The organism is Leeuwenhoekiella sp. CH_XMU1409-2 (assembly GCF_037029365.1).
Taxonomy (GTDB): domain Bacteria; phylum Bacteroidota; class Bacteroidia; order Flavobacteriales; family Flavobacteriaceae; genus Leeuwenhoekiella; species Leeuwenhoekiella blandensis.
The window spans coordinates 1-21489 of record NZ_JAYMEI010000003.1; the positions used below are offsets into that span (position 1 = coordinate 1).

The window sequence follows — 21489 nt, forward strand, 5'->3', positions numbered from 1 at the left end:
GTGACCAAAAGGCAAACACCATATGTGGAAACCTTTAAATTTGCAGCATAAAAATTTGCACAAACCTTAGAATACAGACAGGCTTGCCACGAAATTGCACATTTGTTTCCAAACAATAACTCAAGAGCTTGCCCTGAGGTGGCTTACTTTAAACTTCTGTTCATCTAGGGTACATTCTGAAATGTTGAACGATTAAAATGAATATCCTAGTCTTAGAAAAATATCGGGTAGAAAATAATAGGGATCTGCACTTAGATAAGGCTCTTCAAGATTGGCCGCTACTCCTGCTCCCAATCCCAACTCAAAACTGAAATGTTGTCCATAAACACGCCGCATTCCGGCATTGAAAGTAACACCTGCTGAAGAAACAACGTCTATAGTATCTTCGCTTGAAATGGAAAATAAATCGGGAAGCAATGCAAACTTCAGACTTAAAAAATCTGCAGAATTCCCGGCTATCGACTTTCCTTTGCGCACTCTTCTATTTAAATTGCGGTACCAACGCGGCTCGATGCGCAGCACCGGAAGGAGTGCGTAATCAAAAGTATCGCCTGCTCCCCAAAAACCACCGTCAAAGCCAAGTTCAGAACGCAAAGCAACTGACGAAGTTAATCGCGATTCATTGTGAGCCCATATTCCGAGTAAACCCGTTTGAACTCCCCAAACCGATTTTTCTACAGCGATCTGAGTAGGTTCTTGAGCCTGAAGATTTGCAGTAAACACTACAAACAGAAAAAATACTACTTTATACATATTTATTATTTTCAGCAATATATACAATTATTCTAAAGAATTTCTTCCATAAAAAAAGCCCATTGAAAAATGGGCTTTTTGATAACGTATTAGACCGTCTCTATTTTGCGAAATAGATGTAAATACCTACCACAATTAAACAGATCACAAGCCCTACTTGATTTACATATTTGTACGGTTCTATCGAAACTTTTTTGGTGTACTCCAGTACGAAAGGCTCTTTTCTTGGAGCAATTTTTCCTATGATCAACATAATAATGATATTGGTCACAAATAGAATGGCCATCACGTGTAAATAATGTGGATAATTCTCTTCTCCAAAATAAGGCTTCATCACAAACTGACTGATGATGTATAGAATAGAACCTGACACGATTCCTATTTTTGCGGCAATCGCCGGTACGCGTTTTGTAAAATACCCTACCACGATAATGGTAAAAATCGGAATACTATAAATACCATTGATCTCTTGCAAATAACTGAATAAACTTCCTGCATTTGCAATCAAAGGAGCGATGAACATCGCTGCAAGTGCCAGGCAAACCCCAAAGATCTTCCCATATTTTACAACCACGCTTTCTGATGCTTCTTTATTGATATGTTGCTTGTAAATATCAATACCGAACAAGGTTACAGAACTATTCAACACACTGTTAAACGAACTCAAAATTGCTCCAAACAATACCGCTGCAAAGAAGCCCATTAAAGGTTTTGGCAACACTGCACGCACCAATTCTGGATACGCTAGATCACTGCTGTCAAGTCCGCCTTCAAAATAATAATACGCGATCATTCCCGGCAATACGAGAATAATAGGACCTAAAATCTTCAAGAACGCAGCAAGCAAAAGTCCTTTTTGACCTTCAGCTAAACTTTTTGCTCCCAATCCTCTTTGAATAATTTGCTGATTAGTTCCCCAATAGAAAAGTTGCACAAGCATCATTCCTGTAAAAATAGTTGCAAAAGGCACTTCTTGGCCAGGCTCTCCGGTAGAATCAAAACGCTCAGGATTTGCATCTACTAATGTACTTAAACCCTCTAGAACGCTTCCGTCACCAATAGCCATCAAACCAAAAACAGGAATCATGACACCTCCAATAATCAAACCTACGGCATTAATACTGTCTGAAACTGCAACTGCTTTCAATCCGCCAAAAACCGCATAAATAGAACCGATGATCCCGATTCCCCAAATACAAATAACCAGCGCTGTGGTATCAGAAACGCCCAGCAAAGTAGGTACGTCAAACATTCCGCTTATGGCAACAGATCCTGAATATAAAATCACCGGAAGCAACACCACCACATAGCCGGTTAAAAACAAGCCGGAGGTTATGGTCTTGGTTGTGGTATCAAAACGTTCTGCCAAAAATTGAGGTACGGTAGTAATTCCTCCTTTTAAATATCGCGGCAATAAGAAAATCGCAGTCACTACAATAGATAAAGCTGCAAGCGTCTCCCACGCCATAACTGAAAGTCCATCTTTATAAGCACTACCGTTAAGTCCCACGATTTGCTCGGTAGAAAGGTTGGTGAGTAATAGTGAACCTGCAATTACACCTGCGGTTAAACTTCGCCCTCCTAAAAAATACCCATCTGAAGTTGACTCATCAGACTTTCGCACAGCCAACCATGAGATGACTGCTACTAAAATTGTAAATGCTAAAAAGGAAATTAATGCCATAAAATAATCTTTAGATTAGCTACACCGTTGTAGTTGCTGTAGCTACAACGTTTTTCAAAAAAGGCAAAGGTAGCTTTTTCAAATTGCCCGCTTTTATTTTTATGTTTTAAAAATGTCAAAATCCTACAAAAATGCGTCAATTTTCATTCACAACAAGAATTTATGACGTGAATTTTAGATTTAGATTTTCAGCCCAGAGAATGCTCCCCAGAAAATGCGGTAAGGAGAAGCTTCAGCTATAAAATATTATCGCTTCAAAATGAATCAATTAATTCATTCTTCAAGTCCATCGCATAACAATTCTGAAAAATACTTATAATATTTATTAAACGTAAAATTTACATTTAATATTATTTGTATCTTTGACATTCAATAACAGCAACAAGCTAAATCACCTACGGTATTTTGGAAAATCTAATAGCTACACAGTCGCCCGAGCACACCGCACAATTAGGAGCTTTTCGTGCAGAAGTAATCATCAACTCTCCGGGGAGGGTAAACTTGATTGGTGAACACACCGATTATAATAATGGTTTTGTGATGCCCACCGCGATCGACAAAACGATCCAGTTTCATTTAAAAAAGAATGGAACCACATCTCAATGTCGTATAAACAGTCTTAATTACAACACCAGCTATACCTACGACCTCCACAAGGCAACCACAGATGATGCCGAGTGGACGCACTATATCATTGGTGTGACCGAAGAGATTAAAAAGTTGGGCAAAACACTCGCCGGCTTTGACTGCATGATGTACAGCAATCTGCCTATGGGAGCCGGGATTAGTTCTTCGGCTGCTTTAGAATGCGGTCTGGCAAAAGGTCTTAATGAATTGTTTGATCTTGGTCTAACCGATTTGGAGATCATCAAATTATCGCAAATGGCAGAGCATAATTATGTAGGAACCAAGTGCGGTATTATGGACCAGTTTGCTTCGGTGATGAGTAAAGAAAATCACGTGATTCAATTAGACTGCGAGAGCTTAGATTACAAATTGCTTCCGTTTGCGATAGAGCCTTATAAATTATTATTGCTTAATACTAATGTTTCTCACAGTTTATCTACAAGCGAATACAATGTACGCAGAGCGGAATGTGAAGCGGGCGTTAGCTTACTACAAAAATGGTATCCTGAGATTTCTTCGCTGCGTGATGTAACTTTAGAGCAATTGCAAAAACATCAGGACGCATTTGAACCTGTCGTTTTTAAGCGTTGTGAGTATGTCCTAGAAGAAAATCAGCGTGTTGAAGCAGCTGCCAAAGCTTTAAAGGAAGAAAATCTGGAAGAATTTGGTAAGCTTATGTACGGTTCGCACGAAGGACTTCAGCATAAATATGAAGTAAGCTGTAAAGAGTTAGATTTTCTTACCGATTTTTCTAAAAACCACGATGCCGTTTTAGGCTGTCGTATGATGGGTGGCGGTTTTGGTGGCTGTACGATAAACCTAATTCACGAAGACGAAATTCTAACGTATATTGAAGCAGCCGAAAAAGCTTATCGCAAAGAATTTAATATTAAGCTTACCGCATTTACTGCAATGCCGGCAAATGGCGGAAAACGTATTCAATAAATAAACAAGCCTCACTATGGTAGATTTTAATGATAATTCACACAGACGTTATAATATTTTAACCGGAGAATGGATTTTGGTCTCTCCACACAGAACCAAACGTCCTTGGCAAGGAAAAGAAGAAGATGTCACTGTTGAAGAGCGCCCCTCATATGATCCTAAATGTTATTTATGCCCGGGTAACGAGCGCGCCGGAGGTCATCAAAATGAGGATTATAAAGAGCCTTGGTCATTTGTTAATGATTTTGCAGCCCTAAAAAATGATGTCCCTCAGGCAAAATTTAAGTCGGGTTTATTGAAAGCAGAATCGGAAAGTGGAATTTGCAAAGTGGTTTGTTTCTCGCCAGATCATTCCCTCACCTTACCGGTAATGGAAACCGAAAATATTGACAAAGTGATTGCACTTTGGCAAAAAGAATATCGTGAATTGGGCAAAAAAACCGATATCAACCACGTGCAGATTTTTGAAAATAAAGGAGCCGTGATGGGGTGTAGTAATCCGCATCCACACGGGCAGATCTGGGCACAACGCACCATCCCGCAAGAAGTAGCAAAGAAAAACAAACAACTTCGAGAATATTGGGGCAATAACGGCGTTAGTCTTCTAGCTGAATATTTAAAGGAAGAATTACAACTTAAAGAACGTATCGTTGTAGAAACAGAACATTTTGTAGCTTTAGTTCCGTACTGGGCGGTATGGCCTTATGAAGTGATGATTGTTCCTAAAAAACAGCATAAAACGATTTTAAGCCTTTCTGAAGAAGAGCGTAAAGATTATGCAAAGATCATTAAAGCGGTGACTATTAAATACGACAATCTGTTTAAGACTTCATTCCCGTATAGTTCAGGAATTCACCAGGCGCCTACAGATGGGCAAGATTGGGACTGCTGGCATTTTCATATGTCCTTCTACCCTCCATTACTGCGCTCGGCAACGGTTAAAAAGTTTATGGTAGGTTATGAAATGTTTGCAACTCCACAAAGAGACATTACTGCAGAGATGGCTGCCGAAACTTTACGTAATTTAGCAGACACACATTACACTAAAGAGTAACATGCCAACTAAAACTACATTAAAAGGAATTGCTGAACATTTGAAATTGTCGATTTCGACCGTTTCAAAAGCACTTGCTGATAGCCCTGAGATTAGTGAATCAACAAAACTCTTGGTCAAAACAGCTGCAAGACAACTTAAATACCGTCCTAATGCAATGGCACGCGGTCTTAAAAGCAGCCGAACCAACACGCTAGGCGTTGTGATTCCGAATATCATGCATAACTTTTTTGCAAAAGTTATTGTGGGTATGGAAGAAGAAGCCACCAAAAACGGCTATAGTTTGGTCACCTGTATTTCTAACGAATCTCTAGAAAAGGAAAAGCAAAGTCTCAATATGCTTAGCGATGTTTCGGTAGATGCGATTATCATAAGTCTCACTTCAGAAACACAAGAAACCAACGAAATAGAACATCTTAATGATATTTTGCATTATGATATTCCGATGGTAATGTTTGATCGCGCCAATACAGATGTTGCCTGCGATAGTGTAGTGATCAATGATTTTTCTGGAGCGTTTGAAGCTGCCAGCTATCTGTTTAATACCGGCTGTAAAAACGTAGGCTTTCTTTCTACTTTAAGCAACACTTCGGTGGGAAATAAAAGACTCGCGGGATATCAAGCCGCCGTTTCTAAAGAAGAAGGTGCGGTTCCTAAAGTTTTATATACCAAACTAGCAACGCTGGAACAAGATTTAGGAACTTTTCTTGACAAGAATGAAATAGATGCTTTGATCACGACAGATGAATCGAGCGCGATCTATGCAATGAATACGATTCGTACCAAAGGGCTGGAAGTTCCTAATGATGTAAGTGTGATAGGATTTACTGATGGAACGCTGGCGCGCAATTATTTCCCTTCGGTTACCACTGTAAAACAACAAGCGGAAATCATGGGAAAAAAAGCGATTGAAATCGCGATACGAAACATCAATGCTAAAGAAAAGCAAGCTCCCCAACAAGAAGTTATAGAAACCGAATTGGTCATCAGAAACAGTACGCGCAAGCTGTAAATTTTCAGTTTTCACAAATAAAAAAAGCCCAAAATCAGATTGATTTGGGCTTTTTCAGTTTTTCAAACCGGTCATTCAATTATTTAATGCCGCGTACTTTTTTCTCCCATTTCCAGGCAGAATCCAGTGCATCAGCAAGTGTTAATTCTGATTTCCAACCAAGTTCGTTATTGGCATGTTCTGTGTCTGCATAAGCTGCAACCACATCGCCTTCTCTTCGATCTACGATTTTATAAGGTAATTTGACTCCTGAAACTCTTTCAAAAGTCTCAATAACTTCAAGAACAGAACTTCCTGTTCCGGTTCCTAAATTAAAGACTTCGTAATTGGTTTTATTCTCATGTTCTACCAAGCGGGTCAATGCTTTTACGTGAGCTTTAGCCAAGTCAACCACGTGAATGTAATCGCGTACACACGTACCGTCTTCGGTAGGATAATCATTTCCAAACACACTAAGCTCGTCACGCAATCCTGCAGCAGTTTGCGTTATAAATGGCACTAAATTCTGCGGAACGCCTAGCGGCAACTCGCCTATCTCTACACTTTCATGTGCGCCTATAGGATTAAAATAGCGCAATGCAATGGCATTGAAATTCTCGTAAACCTTGGCCGTATCTCTAATGATCTCTTCACCGATTTGCTTGGTGTTTCCGTAAGGTGATTCTGCTGGTTTTACGGGTGCATTTTCAGTAATAGGAAGTTCATCGGCTTGGCCATAAACCGTACATGACGAACTAAAAATAAAGTTAGCTGAAGCTTTTTCTGTGAGTTCTTTCAACAAATAAACTAACGAGCTTAGATTGTTTTCATAATACAGCAACGGCTTATGAACACTCTCTCCAACTGCTTTAGAAGCAGCAAAATGAATCGCTCCGCTTACGTCTGCATATTTTTTAAAAAAAGCTGAAACGGCATTGCGATCTCTTAGATCCAGTTTTTCAAATTCTGGCTTCTTGCCGGTGATGGCTTCAATACCATCTAAAACCTCTACAGAAGCATTAGACAGATCATCAATTACAACGACCTCATATCCTGCATTCTGTAATTCAACAACGGTGTGCGAACCTATAAATCCGAGTCCGCCGGTTACTAGTATTTTCAAAATTCTGCTACTTTATTTTCAACAGAAAGCTTTTCTAAAGCCTCGTCGATGTTAAAATCCTTAAGTGAGTCAATGATCATATCGGGCCCAAAAGCATAGGTACCTATATCTTTCTGCTTAGATACTCCAGAAAGGGTTAAGATCGTTTTATATCCCATTTGGATAGAGCCTAAAATATCGGTATCCATCGTATCTCCAATAACGATGGTTTGATCTGTAGTCAAACCTAACTTTTTACGTGCAGCACGCATCATCACCGGGCTCGGTTTTCCTACCGAAAAAGCTTTACGACCGGTGGCTTCCTCGATCATTTTCACGATCGCTTTGATTCCTAGGTTAGACCAACCGATTTTCTTTGGCGATGGATCTAAATTGGTAGCGATCAATTTAGCGCCACCAAGAATCATGTCTACCGCATTATTAGCCATTTCTAAAGTGAAATTTCGGCCTTCTCCTACAACCACATAATCAGGATCTTGGGTCACCAAGCTGTATCCATTTTCATGTAAACTACTTAAAAGTCCTCCTTCACCCAGAACATAAGCTGTTCCATTAGGCTTTGTAAAGCCTAAAAACCAAGCCGTTGCCATCGCGCTGGTGTACACATTATCTTCTTTAATGTGAATTCCCATGGGGCGTAATTTATTTACGACATCAATAGGACTACGCTGGCTGTTATTGGTCATAAACAAGAACGGAATTTCCCGATCCTGTAATGTTTTTATAAATGTATCTGCTCCCGGAATCAAGTCATTACCGCTGTAAATGACTCCGTCCATATCTATTAAAAATCCTTTATCCATTGGGCTATTTATTTAAGCGTAAAAATAACGTTTAATTATTAAGAGGTAGAAAGCTTAAGCAGAAAATTAGCTAAGAATCTCAGATTCATAAAAATGCGTCGCATCGTAAATCAATTCGTCAAGCTTCTTGTTTTCAAAAGCCACTCGTGCTTCATCCCAATCTAAGTAATTGACAAAATCCTGAACTGCAATATGACGGTATTGAGCTACGGTCTCGATGTTAAAATACAGTCGGCCGGTACGACGCACAAAGAAATCTGCAAGACTGTTAGTCATTTCATAATTTACACTGTACCACAATTCGGCGCGCAATAGCCGATCATTTACATCTGCATCTCTAAAGTAATTGATCTTGTTTTTAATGATATCGGTTTGCTTTCCGTAAGTTGAAACGAGATACCAAGCTTTAAACGCTGCATTCTCAATTTGAAGAAAATCTAATTCCTGCTCCAGATACTTTTGGTAATCTTCAACCTCTTGAGTATTACGCATCGCGTGGGAAGTCAATGCGATGTGTTGCGTTCGCGACTCATCGTAGGTTTTGCCAAACTTCTCTTTAAGTCGCTTACTTACGGTTTCATTAACGCGTTGCGCCATTTTACGGTATCCGGTAAGCTTTCCTCCGGCAATAGAGATCAGACCACTTTTACTGATGAAGGTCTCATCCTTTCGCGATAATTCTGAAGGATCTTTCTCATCCTCGTGAATCAATGGACGCAGCCCTGCCCAGCTCGACTCGATGTCTTCTTCGGTCAAATTTATATCTGGAAAAGTCCCGTTTACGGCATTGAGCAAGTACTTAGTATCGGCTTTAGTTGCCACTACGCGATCTAAGCTCCCGGAGTAATTGGTATCTGTGGTTCCCACATAAGTCACTCTTCCCCGCGGAATTGCAAAGATCATTCGGCCGTCTGGTACGTCAAAATAGAGCGATTGATGTACGGGTAATTTTTCTTTCGGAAAGACCAAATGCACACCTTTTGTCAAATGCAAATGCTTGTTATTCATCGACTGGTCTTTCTTCCGTAGCTTATCAACCCAGGGTCCTGTCGCAGAAACAAAAGTTCTTCCTTCTACTTCAAAGGTTTTTCCTGTGTTGTGATCCTTGCAGTTTACTGCGGTGATCTTGCCTTTGTAGTTGTAGACAAAATCTTCCATCTCACAATAATTGAGACAAATTGCACCAAAGCCGGCTGCTTTTTTCATCAGCTCTACCGTAAGTCGCGCATCATCTGTACGGTATTCTGCGTAAAAACCTCCTCCCAATAACGTGCTTTCATCAAGTATGGGTTCGCGCTCAAGAGTTTCTTCTTTGGTCAACATACGTCGCTTATCATCATCGTCTACATTAGCTAGCAAGTCATAAACTTTAAGTCCGATAGAAGTCAAGAACTTACCATATTGCCCACCTTCAATAAGCGGCAGTAGCATTTTCTCCGGTACGACAAGATGCGGCGCCAACTTGTGTACGATGGCGCGCTCAGTCCCTGATTCTTTAACCAGACCGATTTCCATCTGTTTTAAATAACGCAGACCGCCATGTACCAATTTGGTACTTTTATTACTGGTTCCTGAGGCAAAATCATTTTTCTCGATCAGGCAAACGCTCATACCACGGGTCGCTGCGTCAAGCGCGATCCCGGCTCCGGTAACTCCGCCACCAATAATGACCAGGTCAAATTTTTTCTTCTTCGCCTTTTTGATATAGCGTTTACGGTCTATGATACTGAAACGCAATTGTTTCTTTTCTTTCTCTACCGCCTCTGCATACCCCGAACGTGTACGCATCACCGCAAGCTCCCAACCTTGTTGTTTATGATTGCGCTCACGCACGCCCATCTTTGGTTCAAAAACCTGATCTGCAGTGCGTAAACCGGCAATATCCTTTTGGGTCCAAATACCCACTTTGATACCCGCTAATAAGGCTGCACCCCAGGCGGTAACTTCTAACATTTCTGGGCGGTCAACCTGCGCATCTAAAAGATCTGCCTGAAACTGCATCAGGTAATCATTAGCACAAGCACCACCGTCAACCTTCAAGGTTTTTATTTGCTTGCCGCTGTCTTCTTCCATCGCTTTGATCAAGTCGGTTACTTGATATGCAAGCGCTTCCACAGTAGCTTTCACGAGTTCTTTACGACCCGTAGAAAAGGTTAAACCTTGAATACTTCCTTTGGCGTTTCCGTCCCAATAAGGCGCTCCAAGACCGTTGAATGCAGGAACAAAAAACAGGTCTTCAAGCGGCGGAATACTTTGACAAATTGCATTGGTTTCTTCGGCATTCTCAATAATTCCTACCTGATCCCGCAACCATTGAATAGAAGCTCCTCCTACAAAAACACTTCCTTCTAAAGCATATTTTGGCGTTTTGTCTTCAAGCGTACAGCACAGGGTTGTAATGAGTCCGTTTTTAGAAAAGGAAGGTTTCTTTCCGGTATTGAGCAGCATAAAACAACCTGTTCCATATGTGTTTTTTGCCATTCCTGATTTATAGCCGCCTTGACCAAAAAGCGCCGCCTGTTGATCTCCCGCAACTCCATAAATTGGAAATTTTGAATCTTGATAGGTTATCGTTCCAAAATCTGAAGATGATGGCTGCACCTGAGGTAACATGGTTTTTGGGATCGCTAATTCTTCAAGCAACTCTTCATCCCAAGTCAAATCTTTAATGTTATACAACATCGTTCGGCAAGCGTTGGTGTGGTCGGTGACGTGTTTGCCTGTGAACTTGTAGATCAACCAACTGTCTACCGTTCCAAAGAGCAAATCGCCGGCTTCGGCCTTCTCACGTGCACCTTCAACATTATCGAGAATCCACTTTATTTTGGTTGCCGAAAAATAACTGTCGATTACAAGTCCGGTATTTTTCAGAATATATCTTGAAAGTCCGCGCTCCCGTAACCCTTCACAAATGGCTTCGGTACGCTTATCTAACCAGCAAATCGCATTGTATACCGGTTCTCCCGTTTTTTTATCCCAAACAATTGTGGTCTCACGTTGATTGGTAATCCCAATTCCTTTTATAGCTTCTAACGGAACGTTTGCCTTTGTGATTACCGCTTCAAAAACTTCTTTCTGATCTTGAAAGATCATCTCAGGATCGTGCTCTACCCAACCTGATTTCGGGTAATATTGTTTCAATTCCTTTTGCGAAATAGCAACAACCTTACCGTGCTCATCAAATAAAATGGCCCGAGTACTGGTTGTGCCCTGATCAAAAGCGATGATGTGTGAAGTATCCATTTATAAAAATTTATACGTGATGGTATGCTTATACTGTTCTCCAGGTTTTAAAACCGTTGACGGAAAATTGGGATGATTGGGCGTATCCGGGAAAAACTGCGGTTCTAAACACAAAGCCGGCGAAGGACCTTGAATCGTTCCTGTCTTATTTTCAATTTTTTCAATTCCGTTGGCGCTGTAAAACTGTATTCCCGGTTGGGTGCAATACAATTCTAATTTAGGTGTGCCCGAAGGCGCCGCGAGTACGGCAGCCGGCACTTCTTTACTGTATTTTTCTAAAACATAATTGTGATCGAAACCGCCTTCAAGTTGTTCAAGTGGCTGTTCTAAAATACTGAGTTCGCGCAAGTCAAACGGCGTATTCTCAACCGGTTTTACACTTCCGTCAGGAACGTTTTGCTCTGTTTTTGGTAAAATTCCTTCTCCATTGATCAACAGTTGATGCTTTGCAATTCCTTCTCCGCTTGACGGATTCAGATTGAAATATTCATGACGGGTTAGATTCACAACAGTTTCTTTGTCAGTTGTGGCTTCTAAGCGCATTTCAAGCGCATTTTCTCCAGTCAGTTTAACAAACATTTTAGTCTCCAAATTCCCGGGATAACCTTCTTCACCATCTTTACTCAAATAGGAAAAAACCACCTCATCTTCTAGTTCAGCAACCTCCCAAAGCTTTTTCCCAAAACCTTCAAAACCGCCGTGAAGATGATTTGTTCCTTCGTTGGCACTCAAAGCGACTTTTTTCCCGTCGAGGCTCACGGTAGCATTAGCGATTCGGTTTGCGCTTCGACCTACTAATTGTCCCATAAAAATCTGATCTTCTTCATAGGAATGCAAATCGTTATACCCCAAAACCACATCAGTAAAACCGTCGCCATCAGGAACAATTAATCGTTGTAAAATCGCGCCATAGGTGATAAAATGCGCTTCCATTCCAGACGTATTTTTCAGTTTTACGCTTAAAACCGGGCGTCCATCTTCTGTTGTATCAAAGGGTTCTATTGTAATCAAAGGAAAGTTGTTTTTAAAGCTAAATATATAAAATACTAAAGGGAAACTGCGCTTATTTAAACAGGTCTTTTTGAAGCAGACTATAATTCACGAGCTTCACATTTTTATAAAAATCAAACCAAAAAAAGGCTTTCTTCGTAAGTTTTACCAGAAATAAGGATCAGCCTTTTTAAAACTATTTCATGAAATTCAAATTGCTCGTTGTGCTTTTAATTCCGTTTATAGGTTTTTGTCAGAAAAAATCTATCGACAAGTTGCTGGACACCTATAATACCCGCAGCATACCATACATTTCTGTACAGCAGCTCAAAATGAACACTGAAGCTTTTGCTATTTTAGACACGCGAAAAAAGGAAGAATTTGACGTAAGCCATCTTCCCGGAGCCGTTTGGGTGGGAGAAAAAACTGAAGATGCATTCTTAGACTCTTTAATGAATTCAAAAAAACCGGTAGTGGTCTATTGCTCGGTGGGAATTCGCAGCGAAGATTTTGGCGAAAAACTTGCGCGTAAAACCGGCAAAACCGTGAATAACCTCTACGGCGGAATTTTTGCCTGGAAAGATGCAGGCTTTAAAATCGTGGATGCTAAAGGCAAAACCACTCAAAAAGTACATACCTTTTCAAAAAATTGGGAAGATTATTTAAGGACGGGAATCCCGGTTCATTAAATTTGACTTTTATCAATTAACAACATTCAATGGGTCTATTAAGCAAAAAAGACACCGATTCTGAAAAAGATTTCGAGACAGAATTTCATTTCCCTACCTCAGATAAAGCCCTTTTGATCTTTACCCGTAATCCCGAATTAGGTAAAGTAAAAACCCGACTTGCCGGCGGTGTAGGCGATGCTGCTGCGCTTGAGATCTATAAATTTTTGCTTCAGCATACGGTTAGCATCACCCAAAATTTAAGCCTAGATAAACAGGTTTTTTATTCTGAAAAAATACGTGCTTCAGATTATTGGGATGAAAACACGTTTAGCAAAAAACTCCAGCACGGTGATGATCTGGGAGCTCGAATGCAAAAAGCATTTTCAACTGCTTTTGCCAGCGGTTATAAAAAAGCGATCATCATTGGCAGCGATATGTATGACCTTTCTCAAAAAGATCTAGAAGAAGCATTTTCAGCGCTTGATGATCACGATTTTGTGGTTGGTCCGGCTGAAGACGGCGGGTATTATTTACTCGGAATGACCTTCCTAAAGCCAGAACTTTTCAGCAATAAAACTTGGGGGACCGAAACCGTTCTTAAAGACACGCTTGCCGATTTAAGTTCAGAATCTGTTAAATTGCTAGAAACCCGTAATGATGTAGACTATTACGAAGACATAAAAGGTATCGAGGCCTTCAAGCCTTTTTTACCAGAACATTTGAAATAAAAAATCCATGAAAAAATTTATTGAAGAATCTGCGCAGTTTTTAAAAGAGCGCGGTTTTGAAGCTCCCGAAATCGGTATCATTTTAGGCACCGGTCTTGGCCAATTTGTAGACAAAGTTGAGATCATCAGCTCGGTGAGTTACAACCACATTCCCAACTTCCCAACCGCCACGGTTGAATTCCATACCGGGAAATTGATCTACGGAACCTTAGGCGGAAAAAAAGTGATCGTGATGCAAGGACGTTTTCATATTTATGAAGGCTACACCCTGCGCGATGTGAGCTACCCGGTGCGTGTTATGAACGAACTCGGCATAAAAAAACTACTCATCAGCAATGCAGCCGGAGCGATCAACCTCAACTTTAAAAAAGGCGAGATTATGCTTATTGAAGACCATATCAACCTTCAAGGAAGTTCTCCTCTAGCTTTTAAAGGGGTTGAGCAATTAGGTTCGCGTTTTACTGATATGAGCGCGCCATACGATGCTGAAATGCGTGGTATTTTAAAAGATATCGCAAAGACAGAAGGAATTACGCTGCACGAAGGTGTTTATGCATCTGTAGTTGGCCCACAACTAGAAACCCGTGCTGAATATAGATTTCTTAAAATCATTGGCTCTGACACGGTTGGGATGAGTACCGTTCCTGAAGTGATTGTCGCCAATCACCTCGATTTACCGGTTGCTGCCGTTTCGGTAATTACCGATGAGTGCGACCCAGAAAATCTAGCGCCTGTAGACATTCAGGATATTATGGCTGCCGCCGGAAAAGCAGAACCTGATATGGTTACACTTTTTACGCAGCTTATTGAAAAACTTTAGGGTTTTTCCGCATTAAAAAAACCACAACACTATTATCTCCGTAACTACTCATGTAGTTATGCTTTTTATAACTCAAAACAAAAAACAAATGGCTAATAACAATTATTACGACCCGGCAGACCTGAGAAAATTTGGTAAGATCACCGAATGGAGCGAGGAACTGGGCACAAAATTCTTTGATTACTACGGAAAAGTTTTTGAAGAAGGTGCGCTTACCGCACGAGAAAAAGCCCTTATTGCGCTTGCCGTTGCGCACACCGAGCAGTGCCCGTATTGCATCGATGCATATACCAAAGACACCCTGCAACGCGGCGTGACCAAAGAACAAATGATGGAAGCCATTCACGTAGGTGCTGCAATCAAGAGTGGTGCTACCCTCGTACACGGTACAATGATGATGAATAAAGTGAATAAGCTAGAAATGTAGCACTTAGACCGTATTTGTTTAAACTTAATCCTATCTTAGACGCTATTGAAAAAGAAAAATAAACGCTTTTATGCCTGTTACTGAAACAAAAAAATCCCTACATAAACGTCACGACGATCTTGCTCAAGCCAATAAACAGCTTGAGATTTTATCCGGTGGAATTTTTGCCGATGGCGAACTTCCTACGTTTGCCGAGAAGATCAAAGAGACCAATCAATTTCCTTTACGACCTAAAAAACTGGAGATCCTTCAGATCAATGTGGGATATATGTGTAATCAGGTGTGTGAGCATTGTCACGTAGATGCCGGTCCAGATCGAAAAGAAATAATGACTTGGGAAACGATGGAGCAGTGTCTCGAAGTGATCAAAAACACCGGCGCACATACGCTTGATCTTACCGGTGGCGCTCCTGAGATGAACCCTAATTTCAGACGTTTTGTAGAAGAAGCGAGTAAAGCAGGGATTAAAGATTTTATCGTGCGCAGTAACTTGACGATCATTCGCGCCAATAAGAAATACCACGATCTGCCGGAGTTTTTCAAAAAACACAATGTGCACGTAGTGAGCTCGATGCCGCACTGGACGCGTGGTAAAACCGATAAGCAACGTGGTGAAGGTGTTTTTGACAAGTCGATCAAAGCCTTACAGGAATTAAATGCGGTTGGCTACGGAATGCCGGACAGTGACTTGCGCTTGGACCTCGTGTACAATCCTAACGGTGCTTACCTTCCTTCTGATCAAGCAGGAATGGAAAAGGATTTCAAAAAAGCCCTGATGGAAGATTTCGGTATTCAGTTTCATAATCTGTTTGCGATCACCAATCTTCCTATCGCACGTTTTTTGGACTACTTGATAGCTTCAGAAAACTACGAGGATTATATGTACCAACTTGTTGAGGCTTATAACCCGGCTGCGGTGGCGAATGTGATGTGTACTAATACGATCTCGATTAGTTGGGACGGCTGGTTGTACGATTGTGATTTCAATCAAATGCTGGATTTAAAAGTAAATTCAAAAGTGAAGCATATTTCAGAATATAATGAGGATGTGCTTAACGATCGTAACATTATCATTTCTCAGCATTGCTACGGCTGTACTGCCGGCGCAGGAAGTAGCTGTCAGGGAACTGTAGCTTAATTCAACATAAAATAACCAAAAGCACGCGTTGCATTTACCGCTTTATTGAATACTAAAACCGCCATATTAATTTTTGCCCGCTCTGCGGAAGAAGACGCGCGACACAAGTCGATGCATAATGGCGTGCAACTCTTTAAAGCGCTTAATCGGCAGACTTTAAAAACGGTAAAACAAAGCGGACTCCCCTTCTTTACTTATTCTGAAAAGAATCAAAAAGGCTCCACGTTTGCTGAACGCTATACACAAGCCTTTACAGAAATTTATGATCTGGGATATGACAATGTCATCAGTATTGGGAATGACAGTCCGCATTTAACTAAGCAGCATTTACTTACCGCCGCAAGCGAATTGCAAAACTGCCCAATGGTCATTGGTCCTTCCGTTGACGGTGGGTTTTATTTAATGGGACTGAACAAAGCGTATTTTAATGCACAAGCGCTTTTGGAACTTCCTTGGCAAACTTCAAAACTCACACAAATCATTCTTAGAAAAGTGCGTGAGCAGAAGATTCAGGCTAGAACCCTTGAGGTGCTGCACGACTTAGATTCAGCTTCAGATATTGCGCCGCTTTTAGATCGCGGGCAACTTCCATATTCAATCAAAAAACTGCTTTTACGCATAAATTTTAGAGGGACTCAACCAATCACCAACCAAAAGTTCTTCTTCGATGCCTTTCAGTATCAAAACTACTTCAACAAGGGTTCTCCGGTTAGTTTAAGTATTTAGGACAACACCATTTGTCTCGCGGTATTCTGTACAATCAAGCCGCTTTCCTTTACTAATCAGAAACAAAAAAAATGAAACACCTTTATTTTGGGCTAATGCTCTTGCTGTGTGCAGTTGCCAATAGCCAAACTACCATTTCGGGTACGGTAACCACTGCAAGCGACGGGACGACCGTGCCGTTTGTAAATGTCATTGCCGTAAATACCGATGCTGCTACGATAACCGATGAAAACGGAATGTTTTCTCTAGATGTTCCTGCTGCAGCCAACGAACTACGCTTTTCAGCAATTGGCTTCATCACCCAAACCTCATCAATCAACGGGCGAACTACCATCAATATCATTTTACAAGAATCTACTACAGACCTCGATGAAGTAGTCATCACGGCGCTCGGTCTCGAGCGTGAGACTAAAGAATTGGGCTATGTAGTGCAAACCATCGAGGCAGAAGAAGTTTCTGCGGTAAAAGCGCCTAACTTCCTCGACAATCTTGCAGGAAAATTAGCCGGTGTCACCGTTTCACAAGGTGCTACCGGCGTGGGTTCTTCTTCAAAGATCACCATTCGCGGTGAGGCTTCCTTTTCAAATAACAATCCGCTTTTTATCGTTGACGGGACGCCCATCAATAACAACACGGTTTTTAATGAAAGTAACGAAGCGGCAGCCGGTTTTCAAGAGATCGATTTTGGTAACGGCGCGATGGAAGTCAACCCAGACGATATTGCTTCGGTAAGTGTACTTAAAGGGCCAAGTGCCGCAGCACTTTACGGCACGCGTGCATCAAATGGTGTTATTATTATCGAAACCAAAAACGGAAGCCAAAGCAAAGGTTTAGGCATCAGCATAAACACTTCGGTTTTTGTAGATACGCCTTTTAAACTTCCTGAATTTCAAAATCAATACGGGCAGGGAAATTCCGGTCAGTTTGAATTTGTTGACGGTTTAGGCGGCGGGGTCAACGACCTTATCTCCTATTCTTGGGGACCTCGTTTAGATCAAGGCACCTTGATCGCACAATTTGATTCACCCGTAACTTTACCTGACGGAACGGTCGTTCGTGGCGGAGACACTTCGCTTTATAACGGGATCGACATCACACCAACCGCCTTCAATTCGCATCCCGATAACCTGAAAGATTTTTACGAGACCGGTGTGACTACGATCAATAATGTGGCGATAGGCAGCGGTTTTGACAAAGGAAACTATCGCATTTCGTTTACCGATTTACGCAGTGAATCGATCATTCCCGGAGTAAATCTGGACCGTCAAACGGTTGCTACCAAACTGAATTTTAAACCGACTGACAAAACCACGTTTAATGCTTCTATCAGTTATGTGAATTCCGGGAGCGACAACCGCCCTTCTAACGGCTACGGAAGTGAGAACGTCAATTATGCGCTTGTGGCGTGGGGACCGCGCTCGCTAGACATTAACAGTTTGCGTCAATATTGGCAACCGGGGTTAGAAGGTGTGCAGCACTACTCCTTCAACTATACGTATTTTGACAATCCGTTTTTTACGATGTATGAAAACCGGAATTCCTTCAACCGGGACCGGGTTTTTGGAAATATTTCTATCAAACAGCAAATCGCCGAAAACCTCAGCCTTTCGTTGCGTTCCGGAATGGATTATTCTTCAGAAACGCGCCAGCTGCGTCGTGCTTTCAGCGCTAACCGTTTTAAAAATGGAGGCTATGCCGAGCACGATGTGTTTTATCGCGAGATCAACACCGATTTCTTACTGAATTACAACAACATCTTTGGCGACTTTTCTCTTGATATTTCGCTGGGCGGAAACCGTCTGGATCAAAAAGCCAGTACCAAACAGTCACAAACGGTGAATCTTGCGCAACCGGGAATTTTCAATCTGAATAACGCCGCTTCGCCAATTGATGTATTTCAATTTGAATCAAATAAGCGCATCAATTCCCTTTACGGAATTGCAAAACTGGGTTACCGCGACTTTTTATTTTTAGACCTTACCGGCCGTAACGACTGGTCAAGTGCCCTTGCCACACCGTTTTCGGTAGATGGGACTTCGTTCTTTTATCCTTCGGCTTCGGCGAGTTTTATTCTTTCTGAAGTGGCCGAATTACCCAAAGCTTTTTCTTATGCGCAACTTCGCGCGAGTGTAGCTCAAGTGGGTAATGATACGCAGCCTTATCAAACCAGCGGTGCGTTTATTTCGCAAACCGCTTACAATGGGCAACCCACCTTCAGCAATCAAAATTTTATACCGAACGCTAATCTGAGACCTGAGCAAACCACGTCTTACGAAGTAGGTGCAGACATCCGATTTCTTAAAGATCGGATTCGATTGGATGCGACGTATTACAATGCGTTGACTAAAGATCAGATCATTTCGCTACCCATCGCGATCTCCTCGGGATACAATCAGCAAGTGGTGAATGGCGGTGAAGTGCGTACGCAAGGAGTTGAACTTATCGCTGATCTCACACCGATTTTAACCGCTAATTTTAAATGGAATACTACGTTCAATTTTAGTAGTAATACGTCGAGAGTAGAGAGTTTACCGCAATCTGACGGAAGGCTAACTTTAGCATACAGCCGAATTTACGACAGTGCCAATCAGACAGTTTGGTTTCAGGTAGAAGAAGGCGGGAAAATTGGCGATATCTACGGAACCGGCTATCAAAAAACCGAAGACGGACAATTTATCCTAACTCCATCCGGAAGCTATATCGCAGATAATAACCTCAAAAAAATAGGAAACTACACCCCTGACTTTATGCTAGGTTGGAACAACAGCTTCAGCTATAAAAACTGGAGTTTGAGTTTCTTGTTTGACTGGCGACAAGGCGGCGAACTAGTTTCACGTACGCGCGCTTTGGGAACTGTGGGTGGACAACTTGCAGAAACAGCCAATCGCCCGGAAGAGGGTATTGTCCCGCAAGGTGTAGTCAATACAGGCACAACAGAAAATCCGCAGTATGTACAAAATACCACAGCGGTTTCTGCAGAAACCTATTACCGCCAATTTTACGATCGCAACCACGAAGAAAACAATATTTATGACGCTTCGTATCTCAAGCTTCGTCAGTTTTCAGTGGGATATACCTTTAATCTAAAGGATGGCTTTTTAGGCTTAAGTAATGGGATGGACATCGACTTGGCACTTGTAGGGCGTAACCTCTTTGCCATTTCAGAAATACCACATTTTGATCCGGAACAACTTGCAGTGCAAGGCAGCGGCTTTGTAAGCGGTGTTGAAGATATGAGCTACGCCACCACACGCAGTATTGGTTTAAAAGCAGGCTTTAATTTCTAAGGCTTGAAGCCTATCAAAACTAGTTAGAAGATGAAAAACACGATATATACAATTCTAATCTTGAGTCTGGGCTTCTTTACGGCCTGTACCACAGATTTTGAAGAAAAAAACACCAACCCGAATGCACCGGTAAGCGTGCAACCGGGATTGCTTTTACGCCAGGTTATTTATGATTTTGGCGAGCAAATGAGCTATGAAGGTTTTGCCGCAGGCGACCTTCTTTCACAGCATCGCACGGCTTTAGACTTTAACCTCTTTGACCGTCACGCATTAAAATCGCCGCAATTGGGTGGAAATCCCTGGCCTATTTTTTACACCAATCTAAGGGACAACGAACTCTTACTGAAACAGGCTCAGGAAGTCGAGACCTTTAAAGTTTATGAAGGTCCGGCATTGATTCTCAAAGCCTATATGGCACAAGGCCTTACCGATTTGTTTGGCGATGTTCCGTATTTTGAAGCATTTAATGGAATTGATGGAACCGTCACCGCACCTTATGATGCTCAAGAAGACATCTATTTAGCAGAAGGCGGAATTCTGGACAACCTAGATCAGGGGATTGCCGCGATAAATGCCTACTCCGGCGCTGTGGCTCTAGAAGGCGATCTGTTTTTTAACGGAGACCTTAGCAAATGGATAAAGTTTGCAAACTCTTTAAAGCTAAAAGCTTTGACGCGTATTTCAAGTCAGGAAGATGTAGCGGCCGCTATCGCTTCGATTTATGCCGAAGGAAATTTTATCACTACTAATGCAGATAATGCCGTTTTCGATTTCACTTCAAGTGCTCCTAATAGTTTCCGCTTTGCGCAATTGCGTGCGGGAGATTTCAACAATTTTATGCTTTCTGAAACTATGGAGGATATTTTGACCGATCTTGATGATGATCGTATTTCGGTATTTTTCCGTCCTTTTGCCAATTCGACTTCCGGTGAATTTAACGGACTCATCAACGGAATTGATGCCTCACAAACTTCGATCGAACCTGCTAATTATTCCTTGGCCGGAACGCTTTTCCGTGAAAACACAGCGCAATTGGACGCTAATTTTATGACCGCTTGGGAAACGCATTTTATCCTTGCGGAAGCTGCAGAAAAAGGTTTTATAAGCGCAGATGCCGAAACCTTATACAATCAAGGCGTTCAGTTGGCTTTTGATTATTGGTTGACCGATCTTCCGGCAGAGTATTTGACTGGCCCGGCTTCCTACACTGCACCCGGCACCACTCCCTTACAACAGATCATCACGCAAAAATGGATCGCTAACCTCATTAACGGCTATGAAGGTTGGATCGAATGGCGCCGCACCGGCTTCCCGCAATTTAGACCGGTAGCAGCAAGTTTGAATGATGGGATCATTCCTGTGCGTATGCCGTACCCGGCAGAAGAGCAAGCTTTGAATGCAGATAATTATCAGGCAGCGGCAGCAGCCACAAACGACAACAGTTTAAACAGTCCCGTTTGGTGGGATAATTAAAATTAC

At 41.7% G+C, this 21489-nt stretch carries 17 protein-coding genes; 11 read left to right on the forward strand and 6 right to left on the reverse strand.

Annotation, left to right across the window (positions count from 1 at the left end):
• Nucleotides 1-192 precede the first annotated feature (192 nt).
• Both WA338_RS03435 and WA338_RS03440 read right to left on the reverse strand, forming a co-directional pair.
• Nucleotides 193-753, reverse strand: a complete 561-nt coding sequence (locus tag WA338_RS03435; protein ID WP_009781543.1) for a hypothetical protein — start codon at nt 751-753, stop codon at nt 193-195.
• Between the two features lie 100 nt (nt 754-853).
• Nucleotides 854-2437 carry a solute:sodium symporter family transporter gene (locus WA338_RS03440; protein WP_009781544.1) on the reverse strand — a complete coding sequence of 528 codons (1584 nt, stop codon included), beginning with the start codon at nt 2435-2437 and terminating at the stop codon, nt 854-856.
• Nucleotides 2438-2842: 405 nt separating this feature from the next.
• Between WA338_RS03440 and galK the strand changes: the two genes are divergently transcribed.
• The 3 genes from galK to WA338_RS03455 are packed head-to-tail and all read left to right on the forward strand — an operon-like array spanning nt 2843 to nt 6075.
• Nucleotides 2843-4009 (forward strand): galactokinase, encoded by a 1167-nt coding sequence (gene galK, locus WA338_RS03445; protein ID WP_336092084.1) that lies wholly within the window; start codon nt 2843-2845, stop codon nt 4007-4009.
• A 16-nt stretch (nt 4010-4025) separates the two neighbouring features.
• Nucleotides 4026-5063 carry a UDP-glucose--hexose-1-phosphate uridylyltransferase gene (locus WA338_RS03450; RefSeq protein WP_336092086.1) on the forward strand — a complete coding sequence of 346 codons (1038 nt, stop codon included), beginning with the start codon at nt 4026-4028 and terminating at the stop codon, nt 5061-5063.
• A gap of 1 nt (nt 5064) precedes the next feature.
• Nucleotides 5065-6075: a LacI family DNA-binding transcriptional regulator gene (locus tag WA338_RS03455; RefSeq protein ID WP_009781548.1), complete on the forward strand. Its 1011-nt coding sequence runs from the start codon at nt 5065-5067 to the stop codon at nt 6073-6075.
• Nucleotides 6076-6154: 79 nt separating this feature from the next.
• Here the strand turns inward: WA338_RS03455 and galE are convergent, their stop codons facing one another.
• From galE to WA338_RS03475, 4 genes are all read right to left on the reverse strand, one after another.
• Nucleotides 6155-7177: a UDP-glucose 4-epimerase GalE gene (gene galE / locus WA338_RS03460; protein ID WP_272986302.1), complete on the reverse strand. Its 1023-nt coding sequence runs from the start codon at nt 7175-7177 to the stop codon at nt 6155-6157.
• Nucleotides 7174-7980 carry an HAD-IIA family hydrolase gene (locus WA338_RS03465; RefSeq protein ID WP_009781550.1) on the reverse strand — a complete coding sequence of 269 codons (807 nt, stop codon included), beginning with the start codon at nt 7978-7980 and terminating at the stop codon, nt 7174-7176. The genes galE and WA338_RS03465 overlap by 4 nt, the downstream gene beginning before the upstream one ends.
• Nucleotides 7981-8046: 66 nt before the next feature.
• Nucleotides 8047-11223 carry a glycerol kinase GlpK gene (gene glpK, locus WA338_RS03470; RefSeq protein WP_272986305.1) on the reverse strand — a complete coding sequence of 1059 codons (3177 nt, stop codon included), beginning with the start codon at nt 11221-11223 and terminating at the stop codon, nt 8047-8049.
• A complete protein-coding gene (locus WA338_RS03475; RefSeq protein ID WP_272986307.1) occupies nt 11224-12234 on the reverse strand; it encodes an aldose epimerase family protein in 1011 nt (336 codons plus the stop codon).
• 182 nt (nt 12235-12416) lie between these two features.
• On the opposite strand from WA338_RS03475, the gene WA338_RS03480 reads away from it, so the two are divergent.
• From WA338_RS03480 to WA338_RS03515, 8 genes are all read left to right on the forward strand, one after another.
• A complete protein-coding gene (locus tag WA338_RS03480) occupies nt 12417-12902 on the forward strand; it encodes a rhodanese-like domain-containing protein (protein WP_009781553.1) in 486 nt (161 codons plus the stop codon).
• Nucleotides 12903-12931: 29 nt separating this feature from the next.
• Nucleotides 12932-13612 (forward strand): TIGR04282 family arsenosugar biosynthesis glycosyltransferase, encoded by a 681-nt coding sequence (locus WA338_RS03485; RefSeq protein WP_009781554.1) that lies wholly within the window; start codon nt 12932-12934, stop codon nt 13610-13612.
• Nucleotides 13613-13619: 7 nt separating this feature from the next.
• Entirely contained in the window at nt 13620-14432 is an 813-nt protein-coding gene (locus tag WA338_RS03490) for a purine-nucleoside phosphorylase (protein ID WP_273016790.1), read from the forward strand.
• Nucleotides 14433-14520: 88 nt separating this feature from the next.
• Nucleotides 14521-14859: an arsenosugar biosynthesis-associated peroxidase-like protein gene (locus WA338_RS03495; RefSeq protein WP_040532960.1), complete on the forward strand. Its 339-nt coding sequence runs from the start codon at nt 14521-14523 to the stop codon at nt 14857-14859.
• 70 nt (nt 14860-14929) lie between these two features.
• Nucleotides 14930-15997 carry an arsenosugar biosynthesis radical SAM (seleno)protein ArsS gene (arsS, locus tag WA338_RS03500; RefSeq protein ID WP_273016789.1) on the forward strand — a complete coding sequence of 356 codons (1068 nt, stop codon included), beginning with the start codon at nt 14930-14932 and terminating at the stop codon, nt 15995-15997.
• A gap of 45 nt (nt 15998-16042) precedes the next feature.
• Nucleotides 16043-16723 (forward strand): TIGR04282 family arsenosugar biosynthesis glycosyltransferase, encoded by a 681-nt coding sequence (locus WA338_RS03505; RefSeq protein WP_273016788.1) that lies wholly within the window; start codon nt 16043-16045, stop codon nt 16721-16723.
• A gap of 71 nt (nt 16724-16794) precedes the next feature.
• Complete coding sequence (locus WA338_RS03510) at nt 16795-20010, forward strand: SusC/RagA family TonB-linked outer membrane protein (protein ID WP_272986316.1); 3216 nt, start codon at nt 16795-16797, stop codon at nt 20008-20010.
• Between the two features lie 30 nt (nt 20011-20040).
• Complete coding sequence (locus WA338_RS03515; RefSeq protein WP_272986318.1) at nt 20041-21483, forward strand: SusD/RagB family nutrient-binding outer membrane lipoprotein; 1443 nt, start codon at nt 20041-20043, stop codon at nt 21481-21483.
• Nucleotides 21484-21489 lie beyond the last annotated feature (6 nt).

Coding starts and splice junctions, on each gene's coding strand:
- WA338_RS03465 (WP_009781550.1), bottom strand. CDS start 7,980: ATGGATAAAGGATTTTTAATAGATATGGACGGAGTCATTTACAGCGGT.
- WA338_RS03440 (WP_009781544.1), bottom strand. CDS start 2,437: ATGGCATTAATTTCCTTTTTAGCATTTACAATTTTAGTAGCAGTCATC.
- WA338_RS03490 (WP_273016790.1), top strand. CDS start 13,620: ATGAAAAAATTTATTGAAGAATCTGCGCAGTTTTTAAAAGAGCGCGGT.
- arsS (WP_273016789.1), top strand. CDS start 14,930: ATGCCTGTTACTGAAACAAAAAAATCCCTACATAAACGTCACGACGAT.
- WA338_RS03510 (WP_272986316.1), top strand. CDS start 16,795: ATGAAACACCTTTATTTTGGGCTAATGCTCTTGCTGTGTGCAGTTGCC.
- WA338_RS03495 (WP_040532960.1), top strand. CDS start 14,521: ATGGCTAATAACAATTATTACGACCCGGCAGACCTGAGAAAATTTGGT.
- WA338_RS03435 (WP_009781543.1), bottom strand. CDS start 753: ATGTATAAAGTAGTATTTTTTCTGTTTGTAGTGTTTACTGCAAATCTT.
- WA338_RS03485 (WP_009781554.1), top strand. CDS start 12,932: ATGGGTCTATTAAGCAAAAAAGACACCGATTCTGAAAAAGATTTCGAG.
- WA338_RS03450 (WP_336092086.1), top strand. CDS start 4,026: ATGGTAGATTTTAATGATAATTCACACAGACGTTATAATATTTTAACC.
- glpK (WP_272986305.1), bottom strand. CDS start 11,223: ATGGATACTTCACACATCATCGCTTTTGATCAGGGCACAACCAGTACT.
- WA338_RS03480 (WP_009781553.1), top strand. CDS start 12,417: ATGAAATTCAAATTGCTCGTTGTGCTTTTAATTCCGTTTATAGGTTTT.
- WA338_RS03455 (WP_009781548.1), top strand. CDS start 5,065: ATGCCAACTAAAACTACATTAAAAGGAATTGCTGAACATTTGAAATTG.
- WA338_RS03515 (WP_272986318.1), top strand. CDS start 20,041: ATGAAAAACACGATATATACAATTCTAATCTTGAGTCTGGGCTTCTTT.